This window comes from Kitasatospora sp. GAS204B, assembly GCF_029892155.1.
Classification (GTDB): Bacteria; Actinomycetota; Actinomycetes; order Streptomycetales; family Streptomycetaceae; genus Kitasatospora.
The window spans coordinates 124,975-142,022 of sequence record NZ_JARZAG010000020.1; the positions used below are offsets into that span (position 1 = coordinate 124,975).

Below are 17,048 nucleotides of genomic sequence, written 5' to 3' on the forward strand. Positions count from 1 at the left end.
GTGGCGCCCGGCAACTGCCGTGCGCCACACGCCTTCGACGGATCAGGTCAGGAGCTCTGCACCCGCGAGATGATCATGATCAGCGCGCAGGCCAGGAAGAGGGTGTACGGCACCAGTTCCTTGCCCGTGTCCCCGTGCGTCACCTGGCGGTAGACGACGAAGCCGCTCAGCAGTGCGAAGAACGAACCGGCCGCCACCGCCGGGGCGGTCTGCCAGAAGCCCTGGATCACGCCGACCACGCCGAGCAGGTCCAGCAGGCCGATCAGCACGATGACGTCGCGGCGTGGCGGGGTGCGGGTCAGTGAGGTGAAGCGGTTGACCGCCACCTGCATGGCGGGGATGCCGGCGATCGCGGAGAGGCCGAACTCGAGGATGAGAACCCCTGAGGCCACGCCGCCGAGGATACGCATGATCTGGACTCCTGCCGGGACGAGGGACGAGGAACGAACGATGCGGGACGAGGGACGAACGATGCGGCGCGAGGGACGAGATGCGCAGCGGTGCGCGGTGCCGTCCAGCGGCGCGGACGGTGATCAGGCGGCTGGCGCCATCGCCTTGGCCACCGCCTCCTCGCTCGGCTTCAGGCCGCGGAACCCGATCAGACCGGTGACCAGGCTCAGCCCGGCCCAGATCAGCAGGACCGCGAAGCCGCGGTGCAGCGCCTGGGTCAGCGCCTCGCCCGGCTGGACGCCGTGCGCCATCAGCTGCGCGGCCCGGGACTGCACGGTGGTCGCCGCGACCGCCAGGCCGAAGGCGCCGCCGACCTGGGTGGCGGAGTTGAGCAGTGCCGAGGTGGTGCCGGCGTCGGCGGGTGTGGCCTCGAAGGTGCCGACCACCGGGGTCGGGATCAGGCAGAACAGCAGCCCGACGCCGAGCAGCGCGGTCACCGGCATCATCAGCGTCCAGTAGCTGCTGTCCGGCTTCGCGCCCAGCATCAGCACGATCATGACGATCAGCAGCACGGTGCCGAAGACGTAGAGCACCATCGGGCCGGTCTTGGGGATCAGCTTGGAGACCACGCCGGCAAAGATGATCATCGCCAGGCTGGTCGGGATGTAAGCGAGGCCGGTGCGCATCGGGGTGTAGTGCTGCACGCTCTGCATGAAGAGCGGCAGCATGAAGAAGGTCGGAAGCATGACGCCGGCCGTCAGCAACTGGCCGAGCCCGGCGGAGACCAGGGTCCGACGGCGGAACAGGTGCATCGGGAGCAGCGGCTCGACGCTGCGCAGCTCGATCATGACGAACAGGCCGAGCAGCACCACGGCGGCGGCGAAGGAGCCGAGCGTCAGCCCGTCGCCCCAACCCCGGGTGGTGGTGCAGGTGATGCCGAAGACCAGCGACAGCAGGCCGAGGGTCGAGGTGATGGCGCCCAGGATGTCGGACTGCGGGCGGGCGCCGCTCGGGCGGGCGCCCGAGATCAGGAACGGCGCGGCGATCAGCAGCGCCACTCCGATCGGGATGTTCAGGTAGAAGGCCCAGCGCCAGCCGATGGTGATGATCGCACCGCCGAGCAGGGTGCCCAGCGCCGCGCTGACGCCGACCACGGTGCCCCAGATGCCGAAGGCCTTGGTGCGCTCCTTCGGGTTGGGGAAGCTGGTGACCAGGATGGACAGCGCCGCGGGCGAGACCCCGGCGGCGGCGATGCCCTGCAGGGCACGGGCCCACAGCAACTGGCTCTCGCTGTGTGCGACGCCGGCCAGGAACGAGCCCACGGTGAACAGGGCCAGCCCGGTCATCAGGACGGTGCGCCGGCTCAGCACGTCGGTCAGCCGGCCACCGAGCAGCATCAGGCCGCCGAAGAGCAGCACGTAGACGCTCATCACCCACTGCAGCCCGGTCGGCGACATGTGGAAGGCCGTCTGCAGCTTGGGGGTCATGACGTTGACGACCGTCGCGTCGAGCCCGACCATGAACTCCGCGAACGATACGACGATCAGCACCCACCAGCGCCGACTGTCGGCGGGAGTGCCAGTGGCCTCGACCGTCGTCAGTGGCCCCTCGACCGTCGGCTTCTTCTCGACGATACTCACGATTGCTCCTCAGTCTCCAATGGGTGCGCGTGGCGGTGCGTGTGGTGCGCGTGGACCCGATGAACCCGGATTCAGCCTGCCCGGGCCGACTTGAGCGGGCGTTGAAGAGGGGCGGAGCGCGGCGGGCGGCAGCAGTGCCTGAACGCCGAGAGCGGGAGCGGTGAACGCCGAAACGCCGGAAGGCCCTTCGCTCAGAACTCTGAGCGAAGGGCCTTCCGGCTGTCGGTGCGCCGCCAGGGACTCGAACCCCGGACCCGCTGATTAAGAGTCAGCTGCTCTAACCAACTGAGCTAGCGGCGCCTGCTGACACCGAGAACATTACCTGGTCAGCAGCCGATTCTCCGAATCGGCCGCCCGGCGCGCCGACCTGGCCCGTGCCCGTTTGTCATATCTACACTCACTCTGTCCGTATCGGAGAGGATTCGCCCGTGGGCCAGTTGTCCCTGCTCTTCCTGGTCCTGCTCGCCTCCGTGGTCACCATGCCGCTGGCCCGCCGCACCGGGATTCCGCAGCCCGTGCTGATGACCGTGCTCGGTCTGGTGATGGCGATCATCCCGCAGATCCCGAACATCGCGGTCGACCCCGGGCTGATCCTCCCGCTGGTGCTGCCGCCGCTGATCTTCGCGGTGGCCCGGCGCGCCTCGCTGGCCTATTTCCGGGCCAACCTGCGCTCGATCCTGCTGCTGGCCGTCGCCCTCGTGGTGGTCACCACCACCGTGGTCGCCGTCGCCTTCCACCAGTTGGCGCCCGCCCTGCCGGTGGCCGCCGCGGTGGCGCTCGGCGCGCTGGTCTCACCGCCCGACCCGGTGGCCGCGGTGGCGGTGGCCGGCAGCGTCGGGTTGCCCCGGCGGCTGGTGGCGATACTGGAGAGCGAGGGGCTCTTCAACGACGTCACCGCGATCGTGGTCTACTCGCTGGCCGTCGAGGCGGTGGTGGACGGCGACTTCTCGGTGCCGCACGCGCTGCTGCGCTTCGTCCTCTCCGCGGTGCTGGCGGTGGTGGTGGGCGTGGCACTCGGCTGGCTGGCCACCAAGGTCGCCGGGGTGCTCGACGATCCGACCCAGCAGGTGGCGCTCAACCTGCTGGTGCCGTTCGCCGCCTACACGCTGGCCGAGGCGGCCGAAGGCTCGGGCGTGCTGGCCGTGGTGGTGGTCGGCCTGTACCTGGCCGACCGGGCGGCCGACGCCGACGACGTCTCCTACCGGCTGGTCGGCGGCGCCTTCTGGGACGTGGTGGAGATCCTGATCACCGGCGTCGCCTTCGGCCTGATCGGCCTGGAGTTGGCCACCGTGCTGAAGGACGCCGGGTCCGGCTGGCATTCGATGATCGGCGAGGCGGCGGTGGTGATCGCCGTGGTGGTCCTGGTCCGGCTGGTCTGGCTGCTGCCGGCCGGCTGGATCTCCAAGCGGCTCAGCCGCGGTGAGGACGACGTCCCGATCAGCTGGCGGGAGACCGTGGTGCTCTGGTGGTCGGGCATGCGCGGGGTGGCGACGGTGGCGCTCGCGCTGGCCATCCCGCTCACCACGCACGCCGGCGCCGACTTTCCCGGGCGCGGGCGGATCGTCTTCACGGCGTTCAGCGTGGTGCTCTTCACCCTGCTCGTCCAGGGGCTCTCGCTGCCCTGGCTGGTCAAGCGCCTGGGCATCGACCCGCGCCTGGACCGGCGCGAGCAGCAGCAGCGCCAGCTGTGGTGGCGGGCCGCCCGGGCGGCGCTGGGGCGACTCGCCGAGCTGGAGGAGGAGGACCGGCTGCCGGTTGAACTCGTCGAGAAGCTGCGGGTACGCCAGCATGACCGGCTCGCCCGGCTCTGCCCCGAGCAGTACGAGGAGGAGGAAGCCGCCGAGGCCCGGCAACGGGTCTCCGGCCTGCGCAAACTGCGCTCGGTGGAACAGGAGTTGCTCGCCGCCTCGCGGCGCGAGATGGTCCTGGCGCGCGGTGAGCCGGGCGCCGACCCGGAACTGGTGGATCAAGTGCTGCGCGGGCTGGACCTGCGCTCGGACCGGAATTGACGGCACTGCGTCAGGTGCTGGTGGCGCCAGCCACCCTGACAGTTACGTAGGCTGAAGCCGAGCGACGATGACACTGCCGCACCGGTGCCTGTCTCTCCGGGCCCGCGTACCGCTTCCAGACCGATTCGAGGAGATACCGATGCCCCAGGCCGACGGCCGTACCCCCCTGGACCGCACCCCGCAGTGGGCCGCCCTCGGGAAGCACCGGGAGGAGTTCGGCGACCGGCACCTGCGTGAGCTGTTCGCCGCCGACCCCGAGCGCGGCAGCCGCTACACCCTCCAGGTCGGCGACCTGTACCTGGACTACTCGAAGCACCTGGTCACCGACGAGACCCTGGACCTGCTGCGCGAGCTCGCCGAGGCCACCGACGTGTTCGGCCTGCGCGACGCGATGTTCCGTGGCGAGAAGATCAACGTCACCGAGGACCGCGCCGTCCTGCACACCGCGCTGCGCGCCCCGCGCGGTGCGGTGGTCGAGGTGGACGGCGTCAACGTGGTGCCCGAGGTGCACGCCGTCCTGGACAAGATGGCCGCCTTCTCGAACCGGGTGCGCGGCGGCGAGTGGACCGGTCACACCGGCAAGCGGATCCGCAACGTCGTCAACATCGGCATCGGTGGCTCCGACCTCGGTCCGGCGATGGCCTACGAGGCGCTGCGCTCGTACAGCCACCGGGACCTGACCTTCCACTTCGTCTCCAACGTGGACCCCGCCGACCTGCACGAGGCGGTGCGCGACCTGGACGCGGCCGAGACCCTCTTCATCGTCGCCTCCAAGACCTTCACCACCATCGAGACCATCACCAACGCCACCTCGGCGCGTGACTGGCTGCTCGGCCAACTCGGCGCCGGCCAGGAGGCGGTGGCCAAGCACTTCGTGGCGCTCTCCACCAACGCCCAGGGCGTGGCCGACTTCGGCATCGACGTCGCGAACATGTTCGAGTTCTGGGACTGGGTCGGTGGCCGCTACTCCTACGACTCGGCGATCGGCCTCTCGCTGATGATCGCCATCGGCCCGGAGCAGTTCCGGCAGATGCTGGACGGCTTCCACCTGGTCGACGAGCACTTCCGCACCGCCCCCGCGACCGAGAACGTCCCGCTGCTGCTCGGCCTGCTGGGCGTCTGGTACGGCCAGTTCTTCGACGCCCAGTCGCACGCGGTGCTGCCCTACTCGCACTACCTGTCCAAGTTCACCGCCTATCTGCAGCAGTTGGACATGGAGTCCAACGGCAAGTCGGTGCAGCGCGACGGCAGCCCGGTCGGCTGGACCACCGGCCCTGTGGTCTGGGGCACCCCCGGCACCAACGGCCAGCACGCCTACTACCAGCTGCTGCACCAGGGCACCAAGGTGATCCCGGCCGACCTGATCGGCTTCGCCCAGCCGGTCGGCGACCTGGCCCCGACCCTGGTCGCCCAGCACGACCTGCTGATGGCCAACTTCTTCGCCCAGGCCCAGGCCTTCGCCTTCGGCAAGACCGCCGAGGAGGTCCGCGCCGAGGGCGTGGCCGAGTTCCAGGTCCCGCACCGCACCTTCCGCGGGAACCACCCGACCTCGATCCTGCTCGCCGACCAGCTGACCCCCGCGGTGCTCGGCCAGCTGATCGCGCTCTACGAGCACAAGGTCTTCGTGCAGGGCGCGATCTGGAACATCGACTCCTTCGACCAGTGGGGCGTCGAGCTCGGCAAGGTGCTCGCCAAGAAGATGGAGCCGGTGCTGCTGACCGGCGAGGGTGGCGATCAGCTGGACAGCTCCAGTGCCACCCTGGTCGCCAAGTACCGCGCGCTGCGCGGCCGCTGACCCTCGGTAGCACAGGGCGGGCCCCGGACGCCGCACGCGTCCGGGGCCCGCCCCGGTGTGCTGACGCTACGTCAGGAGCTTTGCAGCGCCGTGTCGTCCACCACGAAGCTGGTGGTGCCGCCGTCGGCATCGGTCTCGGTGCCGGTGAACTTCAAGGTCACCGTCTGCCCGGCGTAGGCCGACAGGTCCGCCGACTGCTGCGTGTAGCCGGAGTTGGCGTTCAGGTTCGAGAAGCTGCCCACGGTGGCCAGCACGGTGCCGCCGCTGCCGAGTACCTGCACCCGCAGGGTGTCGTCGGCGTTGCTGCTGGTGCCCTCCGTGCTGTCGATGTGCAGCCAGTAGGAGAAGGCCGCCGAGCAGCCCGTCGGGACGGTGACGGTCTGCGCCACGGTGTCGGTGTCCGCCTTGCCGTCACCGTTCAGCCAGGCGTCCCAACTGCCGCTGTGCGCGGGTTCGTCGGCCGTGTCGTTGTTGACCGGTGACTGGCCGAGCGTGGAGCTCTGAGTCCACGGCGCGGGTTTGCTCCCGTTCTCGAAGCCCGGGTTGCCGAGCAGTTGGGCCGGGGTGCAGCCGCCCGTGGCCGCGGTGACGGTGAGCGTGAAGGTGGCGCTGTGACTGCCGGAGGCGGCCGTCCCGGTCACCGCGATCGGGTAGCTGCCGGCCGGCGTGCTCGCCGAGGTCGCCACGGTCAGCGACGAACTGCCGCCCGAGGTCACCGAGGTGGGGTTCAGCGTGACGGTGGCGCCGGTGGGGGCGCCGGTGGCCGTCAGGGCGACCGGCTCGGCGCTGCCGGAGGTGACGGCGGTGGCGACGGTCGCGGTGGTGGAGGCCCCGGCGGTCACCGAACCGGCGGCCGGGGTGGCGGCGAGCGAGAAGTCGCTCGGGCTGCCGGTCGCGGTGCCGGCCACCACGTCGATCTTCGGCGCGTTCCAGCCCGAGAGGCTGACCACCGGGGTGGCACCTTGCAGGTCGGCGGAGTTGTAACTGGCGGTCAGCGTCTCGGACTCGCCCGGCCACAGGGTGACGTCGTTGTTGTTCCAGATCGAGGACTGCAACTCGTTGTCGCCGGACAGCTCACTGCCGCTCGCCGTGCCCCGGCGGATGTCCGCCCGCAGGAAGAAGCCGACGGTGGGCGTGGACGAGGTGTTGGTGACGGTCACCGTGACCAGCTTGTCCGAACTGCCGGGCCCGGCCTGGTCGCTGGTGGTGGCGGTGGCCGTGACGGCAGCCGTCGGCAGGTTCTGCAGGGACTTGAGGTTGGCGTAGGTCGAGGTGGTCGGCTGCGGCTGACCGACGCTCGACGACCAGTTGGTCTGGTCCGTGGTGGTGGAGTTCCAGTAGACGTTGCGGTCCACCAGGGTGCCGTTCTGCTTCACCAGCAGTTCGACGAAGTAGACGGTCCCCGCGGCGGTCGGCAGCTTCGGCTTCAGCACCGCGTTGGCCACCTGCTGGGAGGCCAGCGTCCGGCTCCCGGAGGTCTGGTCGTCCAGCACCGTGCCCGCGGTGTTGTAGACCTTGGCCTCCACCGTCACCCCGGACCGGCTGGTGCCGCCCAGGTTGTCCAGGGTCACCGTGTCGTTGTCCAGCGCGTAGAGCGCGTGCAGCGACCGGTTGGCCTTCTGCGCGCCGAAGTACGAGCCGGCCTGGTCGCCGTCGTTGTTGTAGAGCGACCAGAGCAGGGTCGGCCAGCCCTTGTTCAGCTGCCAGTACACGGTGCCGGTGGACGGTTCGACCGCGTTGGTGGAGTGGTCGATGAAGGCCTCGAACTGGGCCCGGGTGTCCTCGTAGTTCTGGACCTGGGCCTCCTCGACGTACTGCGCGAGGCCGGACGGGGCGCCGTACCGGTCGGTGATCGCGGTGTCGAGGTTGTAGTTCGTGCCGAAGTGGTAGTTGGTGTGCGAGGTGCCCTCGTAGTTGTCGTGGTACTGGTTGGCACCCGGCGACTGCCACAGCGCGGCCTGGTCGGCGGGGGAGAGGAAGCGGTTGATCGAGTCCATCGTCGGGATGGTGTTGCCGCCGCTCTCCTCGCTGTCGTAGCCCCAGGACCCGCCCACGTTGGTCTGCGTCGAGTCACTGGTGCTGTAGTGCGAGGTGTCGTACCAGTAGTTCGGCGCCACCCAGTCGTACGGGCCCTCCTTCTCCCCGGAATCACCCAGCTGGGGGCTGGAGTTGTACTCGGCGGAGGAGACGAACGGGACGTTGAAGTCGGCCGCCTTGAAGCCGTTCAGGGCGAGCGTCTCCTGGGTCGCGGTCGGGGCGTTGTCGCTCCACTGGAAGCTGAAGACGCTCGGGTGGTCGCGCAGCGTCTGGCCGAGCGTCTGCGCGGTCAGCTGGTACAGCGACTGCTGGGCGCTGGTGTAGCTGGTGTTCTCCCAGAAGTCGCAGCACTGGAAGCCGGCGTTGACCAGGATGCCCGCCGCGTCCATCTGCTGGTACCAGTCGGCCGGCATGAAGTGGCCTTCGAGGCGCACGGTGTTGACGCCCATGGCCTTCATCAGGCCGATCTGCTTCGCCGTGTCGGCCGGGTCGTAGCGCAGGAACAGGTCCGGCGACCACCCGCCGCCGCGGATCACCAGCGGCACGTTGTTGATCTGGAACTGGCGCACCCCGCTGGGCATGGCCGCTCCGCCGCCGACCAGCGAGGAGGTGGCGTTGCGGATGCCGAAGGTGTCGCTGGTGGAGTTCAGCGTGCTGCCGTTCTGCGCCACCGAGGTGGCCAGCGTGTAGAGCGGCTGGGCGCCCAGCTGGTAGGGCCACCAGATCTGCGGGTTGGTCAGGTTGATGGCCGCGAAGCCGACCGTCTGGGTGGAGTTCGCCGCCACCGTCACGCTCTGGGTCACCGTGATCGGCGTGCCACCGCCGGGCGGGGTGACGGTCGCGGTCACCGTGCCGCTCTGCGCGGTGGACGCGGTGTTGGTGACGTCCGTCTTCACGGTCAGCGCCGAACTGCTCAGGTCGGCCGCGGTGTTCTGGACCACGTGCGCGTTGCCGTCGAGCAGCGGGCCGCCGGTCCGCAGCTGGACCGGGAACTGGATGCCGGTGTTGTTGTCCGGCGGGATCTGGGTCCAGTCCACGTTGTCGACGGTGAGCATGGTGTTCGGGTTGTTCGGATGCACCTCGATCGCCAGCGAGTTGGTGCCGGCGCTCAGCAACTTGGTGACGTCGAAGGTGTTGCGCGTGTAGCCGCCGGTGACATTGGCCGAGGCGGCCACCTGGGTGCCGTTCACCCACACGTCGGCCGAGCCGATCACGCCGTTCAGCACCAGGGTGGCGTCCTGTCCGGCGGGCGGGGCGGTGAAGTCCGTCCGGTACCACCACGGGACGTTGAACGGGGCGAGCGTGTCGGCGCCGACCTTGGTCATCTGCCCGAAGCAGGTCTTCATGTTCGTCGAGCTGAAGACGTTCGGGCAACTCCCGTTCTGCAGCATCGCGTTGATCTCGGTGCCGGGGGCGCCGCCGCCGTCGTCGGCGACGCTCAGCCAGCCGGAGGTGTTGAAGCCGGGGGCGGAGATCTGGCTGCCGGACTGGGTGGCGGTGGCGCTGGTGAGGACCTTCCAGCCGGTGGTCGCACCGAGGTCGGCCAGTGCGGTGGAACCGGTGGCCGGATCCTTGAACGTGCTCGCGGTCGCCACGGGGGTGACGGCGGCCGGCGTGGCGGGGGAGGTGGGGGCGGCGCTGGTCGGGCGTACGGTCAGGGCGAGTAGCCCCAGTGCGGCGACCGCGGTCGCCAGCGCGCGTCTCGGAGGTGCCATGGGGGGCTCCTATAAAGTTAGGAAACTTTACTTACGAGCACTGGCAAGCTACTGGCCCCGCCCGGCGGGGGTCAACGGGTGTGCGCCAACGGGTCCATGCCGGTGGGTGCATGCCGGTGGGTGCGCACCGGGGCGGCTGCCGAAAACGCCGGAAGGCCTCTCGCTCAGAACTCTGAACGAGAGGCCTTCCGGCTGTCGGTGCGCCGCCAGGGACTCGAACCCCGGACCCGCTGATTAAGAGTCAGCTGCTCTAACCAACTGAGCTAGCGGCGCCTGCTGACAGAGAAAACTCTAGCAGCGGGCTCAGGCGGAGCCAAAATCGAATACCGGCTGCCCTGTCTCCTGGACCTGTTCGTCACCCCCCCCGCGCGCGGCCCGCACGCAGGCCCAGAGCAGCACATCGGCGCCGGGCAGCCAGGGCTCCCGGGTGTCCGGGGCGACGATCCAGCGGCCGGCGCCGAGGCCGGGCGCGGCGGGCTGGTCGAACAACTGCCGCACGGGCGGCACGGTCACCGCGTCGCCCAGCCCGTGGCAGAGCAGCGGCGGCACGTCCCGCGCCCACTCCTCCCAGGCCAGCAGCCGCCGCAGCCGGGGCCCCGCGGCCGGCTGGACGAAGAGCAGCAGGCGCCCCCGGTGCTCGGCCACCGGTCCACAGCCGGGCCCCGAGGACCACAACTCGTCCAGCACCCGGCGCCCGAAGAGCACCGGCAGGCTGATCACGTCGAAGGCCTTGCCGCACGGCAGCACGGTCGGCGCCCAGGGCCGGGCCTCCCAGAGCGCCCGCAGGCTGCGCGGATACTCACTGGCCGAGGCCAGCCAGGCCTCGCCCGCGACGGTCAGGTATTCAACGGAGTGCTGTGTCCAGATATCCACGCCCAGCAGGTTGCTCCGGCCGGCGATCAGGGCGCAGCGAAAACGGTATTCGCCGGACAGCGCCGCTGTGGGCGGCGTAGGCTGCCGCGCCGCATATGCCAGTGGCCAGTCGCAGCCCCCACCGGGACCCCACCGCAGGACTCAGCTCTCGCCCGACCGCCGCTGGCGCAGCAGGTCGCGGCCGTACTCGACCATCCGGGTCGCATAGTCCGCCGTCCAGTCCGCGCGGGCCGCGACCTCGGCGGCCGAGAGCGCGTCGAACCGACGCGGATCGGCCAGTTGGGCCGCCGCGATCGCCTGGAAGTCGGTGGCCCGCTCGGCCGCCGCCCGGAAGGCCAGCGCCAACTCGGTCGACCGCTTCAGCAGTTCGGCCGGGTCATCGATGCTCTCCAACTGGAAGAACCGCTCCGGCTCGGCGACCAGGGCATCGGGCTCGAAGAGCAGCGGTGCCGGACGCAGGCGGCGCGGCGGATCTTGGCGATCGGGCATGCGAGAACACCTTCGGTAGCGGGGACCGACTGCGTGACGGTCGGTTGCGGCCGTCGTCCATTGTCGCTCGCGCCCCACCCATCGCGGAACGGTGCCCGGGCAGGCGCTCCTCACACCCGTGCGCCGGGGCGCGCGCACCGGCCGTGAACCGGGCTCACTGCCCGCGTACCCGCGGCTACGACCCGCGCACCCGGTGCTCCGCCAGGTGCTGCAGCACCCGGTAGTTGGCCTCCCAACCGTCCGGGAACTGCGCCCCGACCCGCTCCAGCAGTCCGATCACCTGCCCGCCGATCTTCTCCTCCCAGCCGGCCGGAATCCGCATCGCGCTGCCCAACTGCACCGGATCACCGGCCGGGTGCTCGTCGAGCAGTTCGGGGATCCCGGCCCGCGCCACCACGATGCAGGCGTGCCGGTGCCGCGAGGCCAGCACGCACAGCCGCCCGGTCTCCAGGTGGAAGGCGGTGGCGTCCGGGCGCCCGGAGAGCGGGTGCAGCACCACCGTCATGTCGTACTCGCGGCCCTGCAGCCGGTTCGCGGTGTCCACGCTGACGGCCGGGCCGGCCACCGGGTCCACCGGGACGCCGAGCGCGCCGAGCGCCGCGCGGACCGCCGCCGCCTGGTCGCGGTGCGCGGTGCCGACCGCGATCCGCCCCGCGGTCAGCGGCACCCGGCCCTGCTCGGAGCTGGCCACCAGCCCACGGTCCAGCAGCCGGCGCACCAGCGCCGCGACCGCGGCCACCGCCTGCGGATCGGTCCGCACGGTGTGCCGGGCCGGCAGCTCCAGCAGCGCCCAGCCGTACTCGGCGGCCTCGTCGATCGTCGCGTCCACCGCGCTGCCGTCCGACCGGGTGCCCGGCAGCAGCAGCCGGTCGCCGGGACCGGTCCCGGCGCGGAACGGGGTGAACGGGTAGAAGGCCTCCGAGATCAGCGGCGCCGCCGAGGCGGGCAGCCGCCAGGAGACCGGCAGCCGGTGCGGCTCGATCGCCGGGTTGTGCGCCAGCAGGGTCACCACCGCACTGCTCGACGGATCGTAGGACAACCCGCTCCACTGCTCGGTGCCGACCACCGTGAACGGGTCCAGCTGGCCCGGATCCCCGACGAACAGCGCCCGCTCGAAGAGCCGGGCGACGGCCAGCAGCGCGTCCGAGCGCATCTGGTACGCCTCGTCCACGATCGCGTGCCGCCACGGCTCGACGTCCTTGACCCACTGCCACTTGGCGGCCGTGGAGACCACCACGTCCAGCTCCAGCAGGTCGGCGGGCTTGCTGCTCGCCGTCACGTTCGGATGCCGCAGCGCCTCGGCGGCCGGACGGGCCTCGCCGCTGTGCAGCCGCCCGACGGTCAGCTCGGTGCCCTTGGCGGCCAACCGGTCGACCAGGTCGTCCACCTGACTGTTCGTCTGGGCCACGATCATCAGGCGTTCGCCTGCCGCGACCAGCTCCCGGGCGGCCTTCACCACCAGCGTCGACTTCCCCGCGCCGGGCGGTGAGTCGACCACCACGCCGCGTGGTGCGCCGGGCGCCGGGTGGACGGTGGCGGCCAGGATCGCTGCCACCGCCGCGTCGGCGGCGGCCGCGGGGGATGGCGGGGTGGGCGGGGTCAGGAGGCTCACAGGCTGCTCATGCCCACTCTTCGGAGACGGAAGCCGAACGCGGGGCGGCCGACGGGGGACCGCCGTGCGTCCACGGGGTGTCGTCCGGCTCCGGCAGCGGCGCCGACTGGCGCGGCGCGAGCTCGAACAGGGTGAAGGTCACCGGCTCACCGGGCTGCGGCAGACTGCCGGCCTCGGGCTCCTTCTTGCGACCCATCCCGTTCACCACCCGCACGGTGATCAGGCCCGCCGCCGCGTCGAAAGCAACCACCTCGGCCTTCTGGGCAGCGGGCCCGGACGCCCGGTGCACCTCGCGGCCGAGGTCGGCGTGCGGCCGGTCGGTGGTGTGCACGGTGAGCAGCGGCCGGGGCTTCGGAGTCCGCCCGCTGGTGTCGTACGCCGGCTCCAGTTCCGTCACCACCCCGCTGAACGCCTCACCGGCCAGCCGCCGCTCGGCCATCGCCAGCGGATCGTCCAGCGCCTCCTGCACGCCGACCCGCACCTGCTCGCGTTCGCGCTGGGCGAGCTTGCGCGCCGCCGTCACCGCGTCGTCCACCCGGGGCTGCGGCGGCTCGCCGGCCGCCAGCCGGTCCCGGTGGCCGGTGTAGGACCAGCGGTCGCTCTCCCAGCGCTCGGCGAGATGCCCGCCCGGCGGCAGCGCGCGCAGCAGGTCGAGCCCGCGCCAGACGTCCGTCCAGGTCGGCAGCAGCACCTCCAGCAGCAGGTGCCGCAGCTCGCCGACAGCGGCCGCGAGGTCCACCGCGGCGTCCGGACGTCCCTGCCGGGCGGCCGCCTGGGCCGCGTCGAACCGCGCGATCGCCGGGGCCAGCAGCTTCTCGTCGAACCGCGGATCGGTGGCCGGGCCGGCCGGCGGGTGCAGCAGCCGGCCGTCCGTGCCGCGCGCCGTCTCGGCCAGTTCGGCGGCCTCGGCGCCGGTCAGGCCGGCCGGCGGGTGGTGCCAGGCGAGCTGGGCGGCCAGGTGCTGGTCCTCCAGCAGGCTCTGCCCGGTCGCCCAGTGCCGGGCCAGCAGGCCGGTCATCGGCAGCAGCAGGCTGCTGCCCGGGACCTGGGCCCGCTCGGTGAGATGGGTCAGCCAGCGCCCCAGCAGCGGGACCCGGGTCGGTGCCGGGTACGGTCCGGGGTCCGGATCCTCCGCGGTACGACGGAACCGGGTGGCCCGCCCGAGCAGCGCCAGGTGCCGCACCGAACCGACGTTCGGCACGATCAACTGCGGTGCGTCCAGGCACAACTCACGGGTGGTCACGGTCTTCTCGCCGGTCGCCGGCTCCTTCTCGGAGCCCTCGATCAGCTCGACCGCCGCGGCGAAGGAGTCCAGGTAGGGCAGCAGGTCGTCGGCCAGCGCGGCCAGGAACTCGGCCCGCCGCTCCCGGTTGAGCGGCTGCGGCACGATGTGCAGCCGGGGCTCGGCCCGGTCGGTGCCGAGCAGCACGGCCAGCGGCGCGCCGTCCTCGGCCGCCGTGGCGAGCGGGACCAGCACCATCGGCCGGTCCGCGAGGTGGCGGTGGAGCACGGTGGCCAGCGGCTCGGCGCGGCCGCTGCGGATCGCCTCCAGCCGGGCCAGCGTGGTCAGCAGGCTCATCCCGACGCTCCGGACAGCGCTACCCCGGACAGGGCTTCGGCGCGCAGCGCGGCCGCGTACCGCAGCCGTGCGGTGGCCGGGTCCTCGACGGCCGGGTCCTCAGTGGCCGGATCCTCGGCGGCTGCGGGGTCCCGGGGTGCCGCCGGGATCCCGCCACCGGCGCAGGCCGTGAGGACCGCCGCCACGGTGCGCAGGTCGCCCAGGTCCGCCCTGACGCCGCGCCCGATCTGCTCGACCGACCCCGCCGCGCGCGCCTGCGCCCGGCAGTGGAAACCCAGTTCGCAGGCCGACAGGCATTCGGGCCCGTAGACCGCCGGCACCTCGTCCACCGCGGCGGTCAGCTCCGCCACCGGCCGGGTCGGCTGTCCGGCCGGATCCGGCGCCAGGTCGAAGCTGGTGCCGGGCGGCAGCGCGTCCAGCAACTCCTCGATCCGGGTCAGCCGGGCCAGCGCGCGCCGGGTGGTCGCCAGCTCGCGCCGGACGTCGATCGCGGCGGCCACCGGCCGCTGCCCGAAGTCCTGCGGGCAGACCAGCAGCACCGTCAGCTCCGGGCTGCCGGGCGGCCCCGGATCCTGCGGGGACCCGGACGGCCCGTCCAGACCGGCCGCCTCCTGCAACGCCAGGACGTACACGGCGGCCTGCCGAGCGGCCGCGCCCACCTTCGCCGGGTCGGCCGAACCGTCCAGCACCGGGAAGGACTTGATCTCCACCACGGTGCACCGGCCGCCGTGCACCAGCACCGCGTCCGGCTCCAGGTAGGCGGGCGCGCCGGCCACGGTGAGCCGCAGCATCGGGTGGTCGAGCAGCGTCCACAGCGCGGGGTCGGCCAGCGAGGCGGCGACCGCCTCGGCCAGCGCCTCGCTGGTACGCGCGGCTCGCACCGCCGGGCCCGAACGCGGCAGCAGGTCGGGGGTGTCGAGCCGGTCGCCGTCGCCCGGCGGCAGGCCGAGGTGGCGGCGCAGCGGCTCGAGCAGCGCGGCGCAGTCGTCGGCCTTCAGCCGGGCCTCGAAGGCCGTGCCGCGAGCGATCGCGAACGGCGAGCGGCCGAACGGCGCGGGGCGGCCCAGCCGCCCCGCCACGGCACCCTTGTCCACCCCGGCGGCATCCAGCACGGCCCGGCGGCGGCAGCCGGGGTTGGCGGCAAGGGCGGCCAGCGCCCGGGCGTCGAGCCCGCGCTGCTCGGCCCCGCCACGCAGCGCGGCCAATCGCCGGGCCTGATCGGTGAGCGAGACGTTCATGGTGCTCGCCAGTCTCGCATCCGCCACCGACACTGGTACTCGTAGCCGGGTTCCTGGCGGTGGTGGCTTCACGCGTGCGACGCTTCGCTCCGCCGGTGCCCGATCGCCGCCAGCCCGACCAGCGCACAGGAGCAGTGCCCGCATGCCACCGTCGACACCGACCGACAACCCCCGACCTGCGACCGGCCTCTGGGCGCAGATCCACGCCGAGCGGGCCGCCCTGGCCGCCGACCTGGTGGGGCTGGACGAGGAGCAGTGGGCCACCCGGTCCCTCTGCGACCGGTTCACCGTCCGCGAGGTGCTCGCGCACCTGACCGCGGGGGCGAGCCTCACCCCCGTGCGGTGGATGGCGGGTGTCATCCGCTGCCGCTTCGACTTCGACCGGCAGGTCGCACTGCGGCTGGCCGAGCACCTGGGCGCCGCTCCGGCCGAGACGCTCGCAGGGTTCCGGCAGGTGATCACCAGCACGACCAAGCCGCCCCTGCCGAAAGTGGCGATGCTCGGGGAGACGGTCGTGCACGCGGAGGACATCCGCCGACCGCTTGGCATCGAGCGCGACTATTCGGTCGACGCCCTGAGCGCCCTGGCCGCCTACTACCAGGGCTCCGACCTGCCCGTCCTCTCGAAGAAGCGCGCAGCCGGCCTGCGACTGACGGCGACAGACGGCCCCTTCGTCGCCGGTGACGGCATGCCGGTGTCCGGCACCACGCTGGCCCTGGTCATGGCGATGGCCGGCCGCGCACCCTACTGCGACCAGCTCGACGGCGCAGGGGTCGCCACCCTGCGCGAGCGCCAGGCGCTGGCCTGACCGGCGGCACGGCCGACGCCCGATCGTGGTGACAACCACCTCGACCGGTCACGCGGTCACGACCGCGACCTCGCGCAGTCCCCGGCGTCCGGCTCGCGGGGGTGTACCTCTCGGTAACCGGCGGGTAGGGAATCATGGCAGTGCACCCCACCGCCCTGGCGCCGGCTCGCGTGCCGGCGCCCAGCCCTCAGGAGCCCGTGATGCCCGCTCGTCTGATCCTTGTCCGCCACGGTGAGACCGCCTGGTCGGCGAGCGGCCAGCACACCGGCCGGACCGACATCCCGCTGACCGAGGAAGGCCGGCAGATGGCCCGCGCGGTCGGCGCCCGGCTGCGCCGCGCGCCGTGGAACGGCCTGCCGGACGCCATGGTCTACACCAGCCCGCTCTCCCGGGCCCGGGAGACCTGCGAGCTGGCCGGCTTCGGCGACCGTGCGGTGGACCGGCCCGAGCTGATGGAGTGGGACTACGGCGCGTACGAGGGTCGTACCGGCGCCGAGATCCGCGAGCACGAGCACCCCGGCTGGCTGATCTGGCGCGACGGCGTGCGCGAGGGCGAGAAGCTCTCCGAGGTCGGCGCCCGCGCGGACGCCTTCCTCGCCGGGATCGACGAGGAGCACGGCAGCCCGCACCCCGAGACCACCACCATGCACGCCGCCGACCGCGACGTGCTGGTCTTCGCCCACGGCCACCTGCTGCGCGTCCTGGGGGCCCGCTGGCTGGGCCTGGCACCGGAGTTCGGCCAGCGGCTCAAGCTCGGCACCGCGGCGCTCTCGGTACTCTCCTGGGAGTACGGGCTGCCCGCGATCGAGATCTGGAACGACCACAGCCACCTGGACTCGCTGCCCACCGCCTGACCGGGTTTG

Annotated in this window: 12 protein-coding genes and 2 tRNA genes; 4 read left to right on the top strand and 10 right to left on the bottom strand. The window is 72.0% G+C overall.

Going from position 1 to position 17,048, the window contains the following annotated elements; translation table 11 throughout:
* Positions 1–47: 47 nt before the first annotated feature.
* The 3 genes from P3T41_RS25420 to P3T41_RS25430 form a co-directional block, all read right to left on the bottom strand.
* Positions 48–410: a DoxX family protein gene (locus P3T41_RS25420; RefSeq protein WP_280692654.1), complete on the bottom strand. Its 363-nt coding sequence runs from the start codon at positions 408–410 to the stop codon at positions 48–50.
* Positions 411–533: 123 nt separating this feature from the next.
* A complete protein-coding gene (locus P3T41_RS25425; RefSeq protein WP_280692657.1) occupies positions 534–2,030 on the bottom strand; it encodes a DHA2 family efflux MFS transporter permease subunit in 1,497 nt (498 codons plus the stop codon).
* A 226-nt stretch (positions 2,031–2,256) separates the two neighbouring features.
* Positions 2,257–2,330: transfer RNA gene (locus P3T41_RS25430), tRNA-Lys, on the bottom strand.
* Positions 2,331–2,458: 128 nt separating this feature from the next.
* Here P3T41_RS25430 and P3T41_RS25435 point away from each other — a divergent pair.
* Both P3T41_RS25435 and pgi read left to right on the top strand, forming a co-directional pair.
* On the top strand, positions 2,459–4,039 hold the full coding sequence (locus P3T41_RS25435) for a Na+/H+ antiporter (RefSeq protein ID WP_280692658.1): 1,581 nt from the start codon (positions 2,459–2,461) through the stop codon (positions 4,037–4,039).
* A 139-nt stretch (positions 4,040–4,178) separates the two neighbouring features.
* On the top strand, positions 4,179–5,834 hold the full coding sequence (gene pgi, locus P3T41_RS25440) for a glucose-6-phosphate isomerase (protein ID WP_280692660.1): 1,656 nt from the start codon (positions 4,179–4,181) through the stop codon (positions 5,832–5,834).
* A gap of 71 nt (positions 5,835–5,905) precedes the next feature.
* On the opposite strand, the gene P3T41_RS25445 is transcribed toward pgi, so the two are convergent.
* The 7 genes from P3T41_RS25445 to P3T41_RS25475 form a co-directional block, all read right to left on the bottom strand.
* Entirely contained in the window at positions 5,906–9,586 is a 3,681-nt protein-coding gene (locus P3T41_RS25445) for a sugar-binding domain-containing protein (RefSeq protein WP_280692661.1), read from the bottom strand.
* Positions 9,587–9,785: 199 nt separating this feature from the next.
* Positions 9,786–9,859 (bottom strand) — tRNA-Lys (locus tag P3T41_RS25450).
* A 30-nt stretch (positions 9,860–9,889) separates the two neighbouring features.
* Complete coding sequence (locus tag P3T41_RS25455) at positions 9,890–10,459, bottom strand: bifunctional DNA primase/polymerase (RefSeq protein ID WP_280692662.1); 570 nt, start codon at positions 10,457–10,459, stop codon at positions 9,890–9,892.
* A 141-nt stretch (positions 10,460–10,600) separates the two neighbouring features.
* Complete coding sequence (locus P3T41_RS25460; RefSeq protein ID WP_280692664.1) at positions 10,601–10,948, bottom strand: hypothetical protein; 348 nt, start codon at positions 10,946–10,948, stop codon at positions 10,601–10,603.
* Between the two features lie 175 nt (positions 10,949–11,123).
* The gene (locus P3T41_RS25465; RefSeq protein WP_280692706.1) at positions 11,124–12,551 is read right to left on the bottom strand and encodes an AAA family ATPase; all 1,428 of its coding nucleotides are present in this window, start codon (positions 12,549–12,551) and stop codon (positions 11,124–11,126) included.
* Positions 12,552–12,567: 16 nt separating this feature from the next.
* The gene (locus P3T41_RS25470) at positions 12,568–14,139 is read right to left on the bottom strand and encodes a hypothetical protein (protein WP_280692665.1); all 1,572 of its coding nucleotides are present in this window, start codon (positions 14,137–14,139) and stop codon (positions 12,568–12,570) included.
* Entirely contained in the window at positions 14,136–15,377 is a 1,242-nt protein-coding gene (locus P3T41_RS25475) for a hypothetical protein (protein WP_280692667.1), read from the bottom strand. The genes P3T41_RS25470 and P3T41_RS25475 overlap by 4 nt, the downstream gene beginning before the upstream one ends.
* A gap of 142 nt (positions 15,378–15,519) precedes the next feature.
* Between P3T41_RS25475 and P3T41_RS25480 the strand changes: the two genes are divergently transcribed.
* Both P3T41_RS25480 and P3T41_RS25485 read left to right on the top strand, forming a co-directional pair.
* On the top strand, positions 15,520–16,185 hold the full coding sequence (locus tag P3T41_RS25480; RefSeq protein WP_280692669.1) for a maleylpyruvate isomerase family mycothiol-dependent enzyme: 666 nt from the start codon (positions 15,520–15,522) through the stop codon (positions 16,183–16,185).
* Between the two features lie 200 nt (positions 16,186–16,385).
* Entirely contained in the window at positions 16,386–17,039 is a 654-nt protein-coding gene (locus P3T41_RS25485) for a histidine phosphatase family protein (RefSeq protein ID WP_280692671.1), read from the top strand.
* The last annotated feature ends 9 nt before the right edge of the window (positions 17,040–17,048 follow it).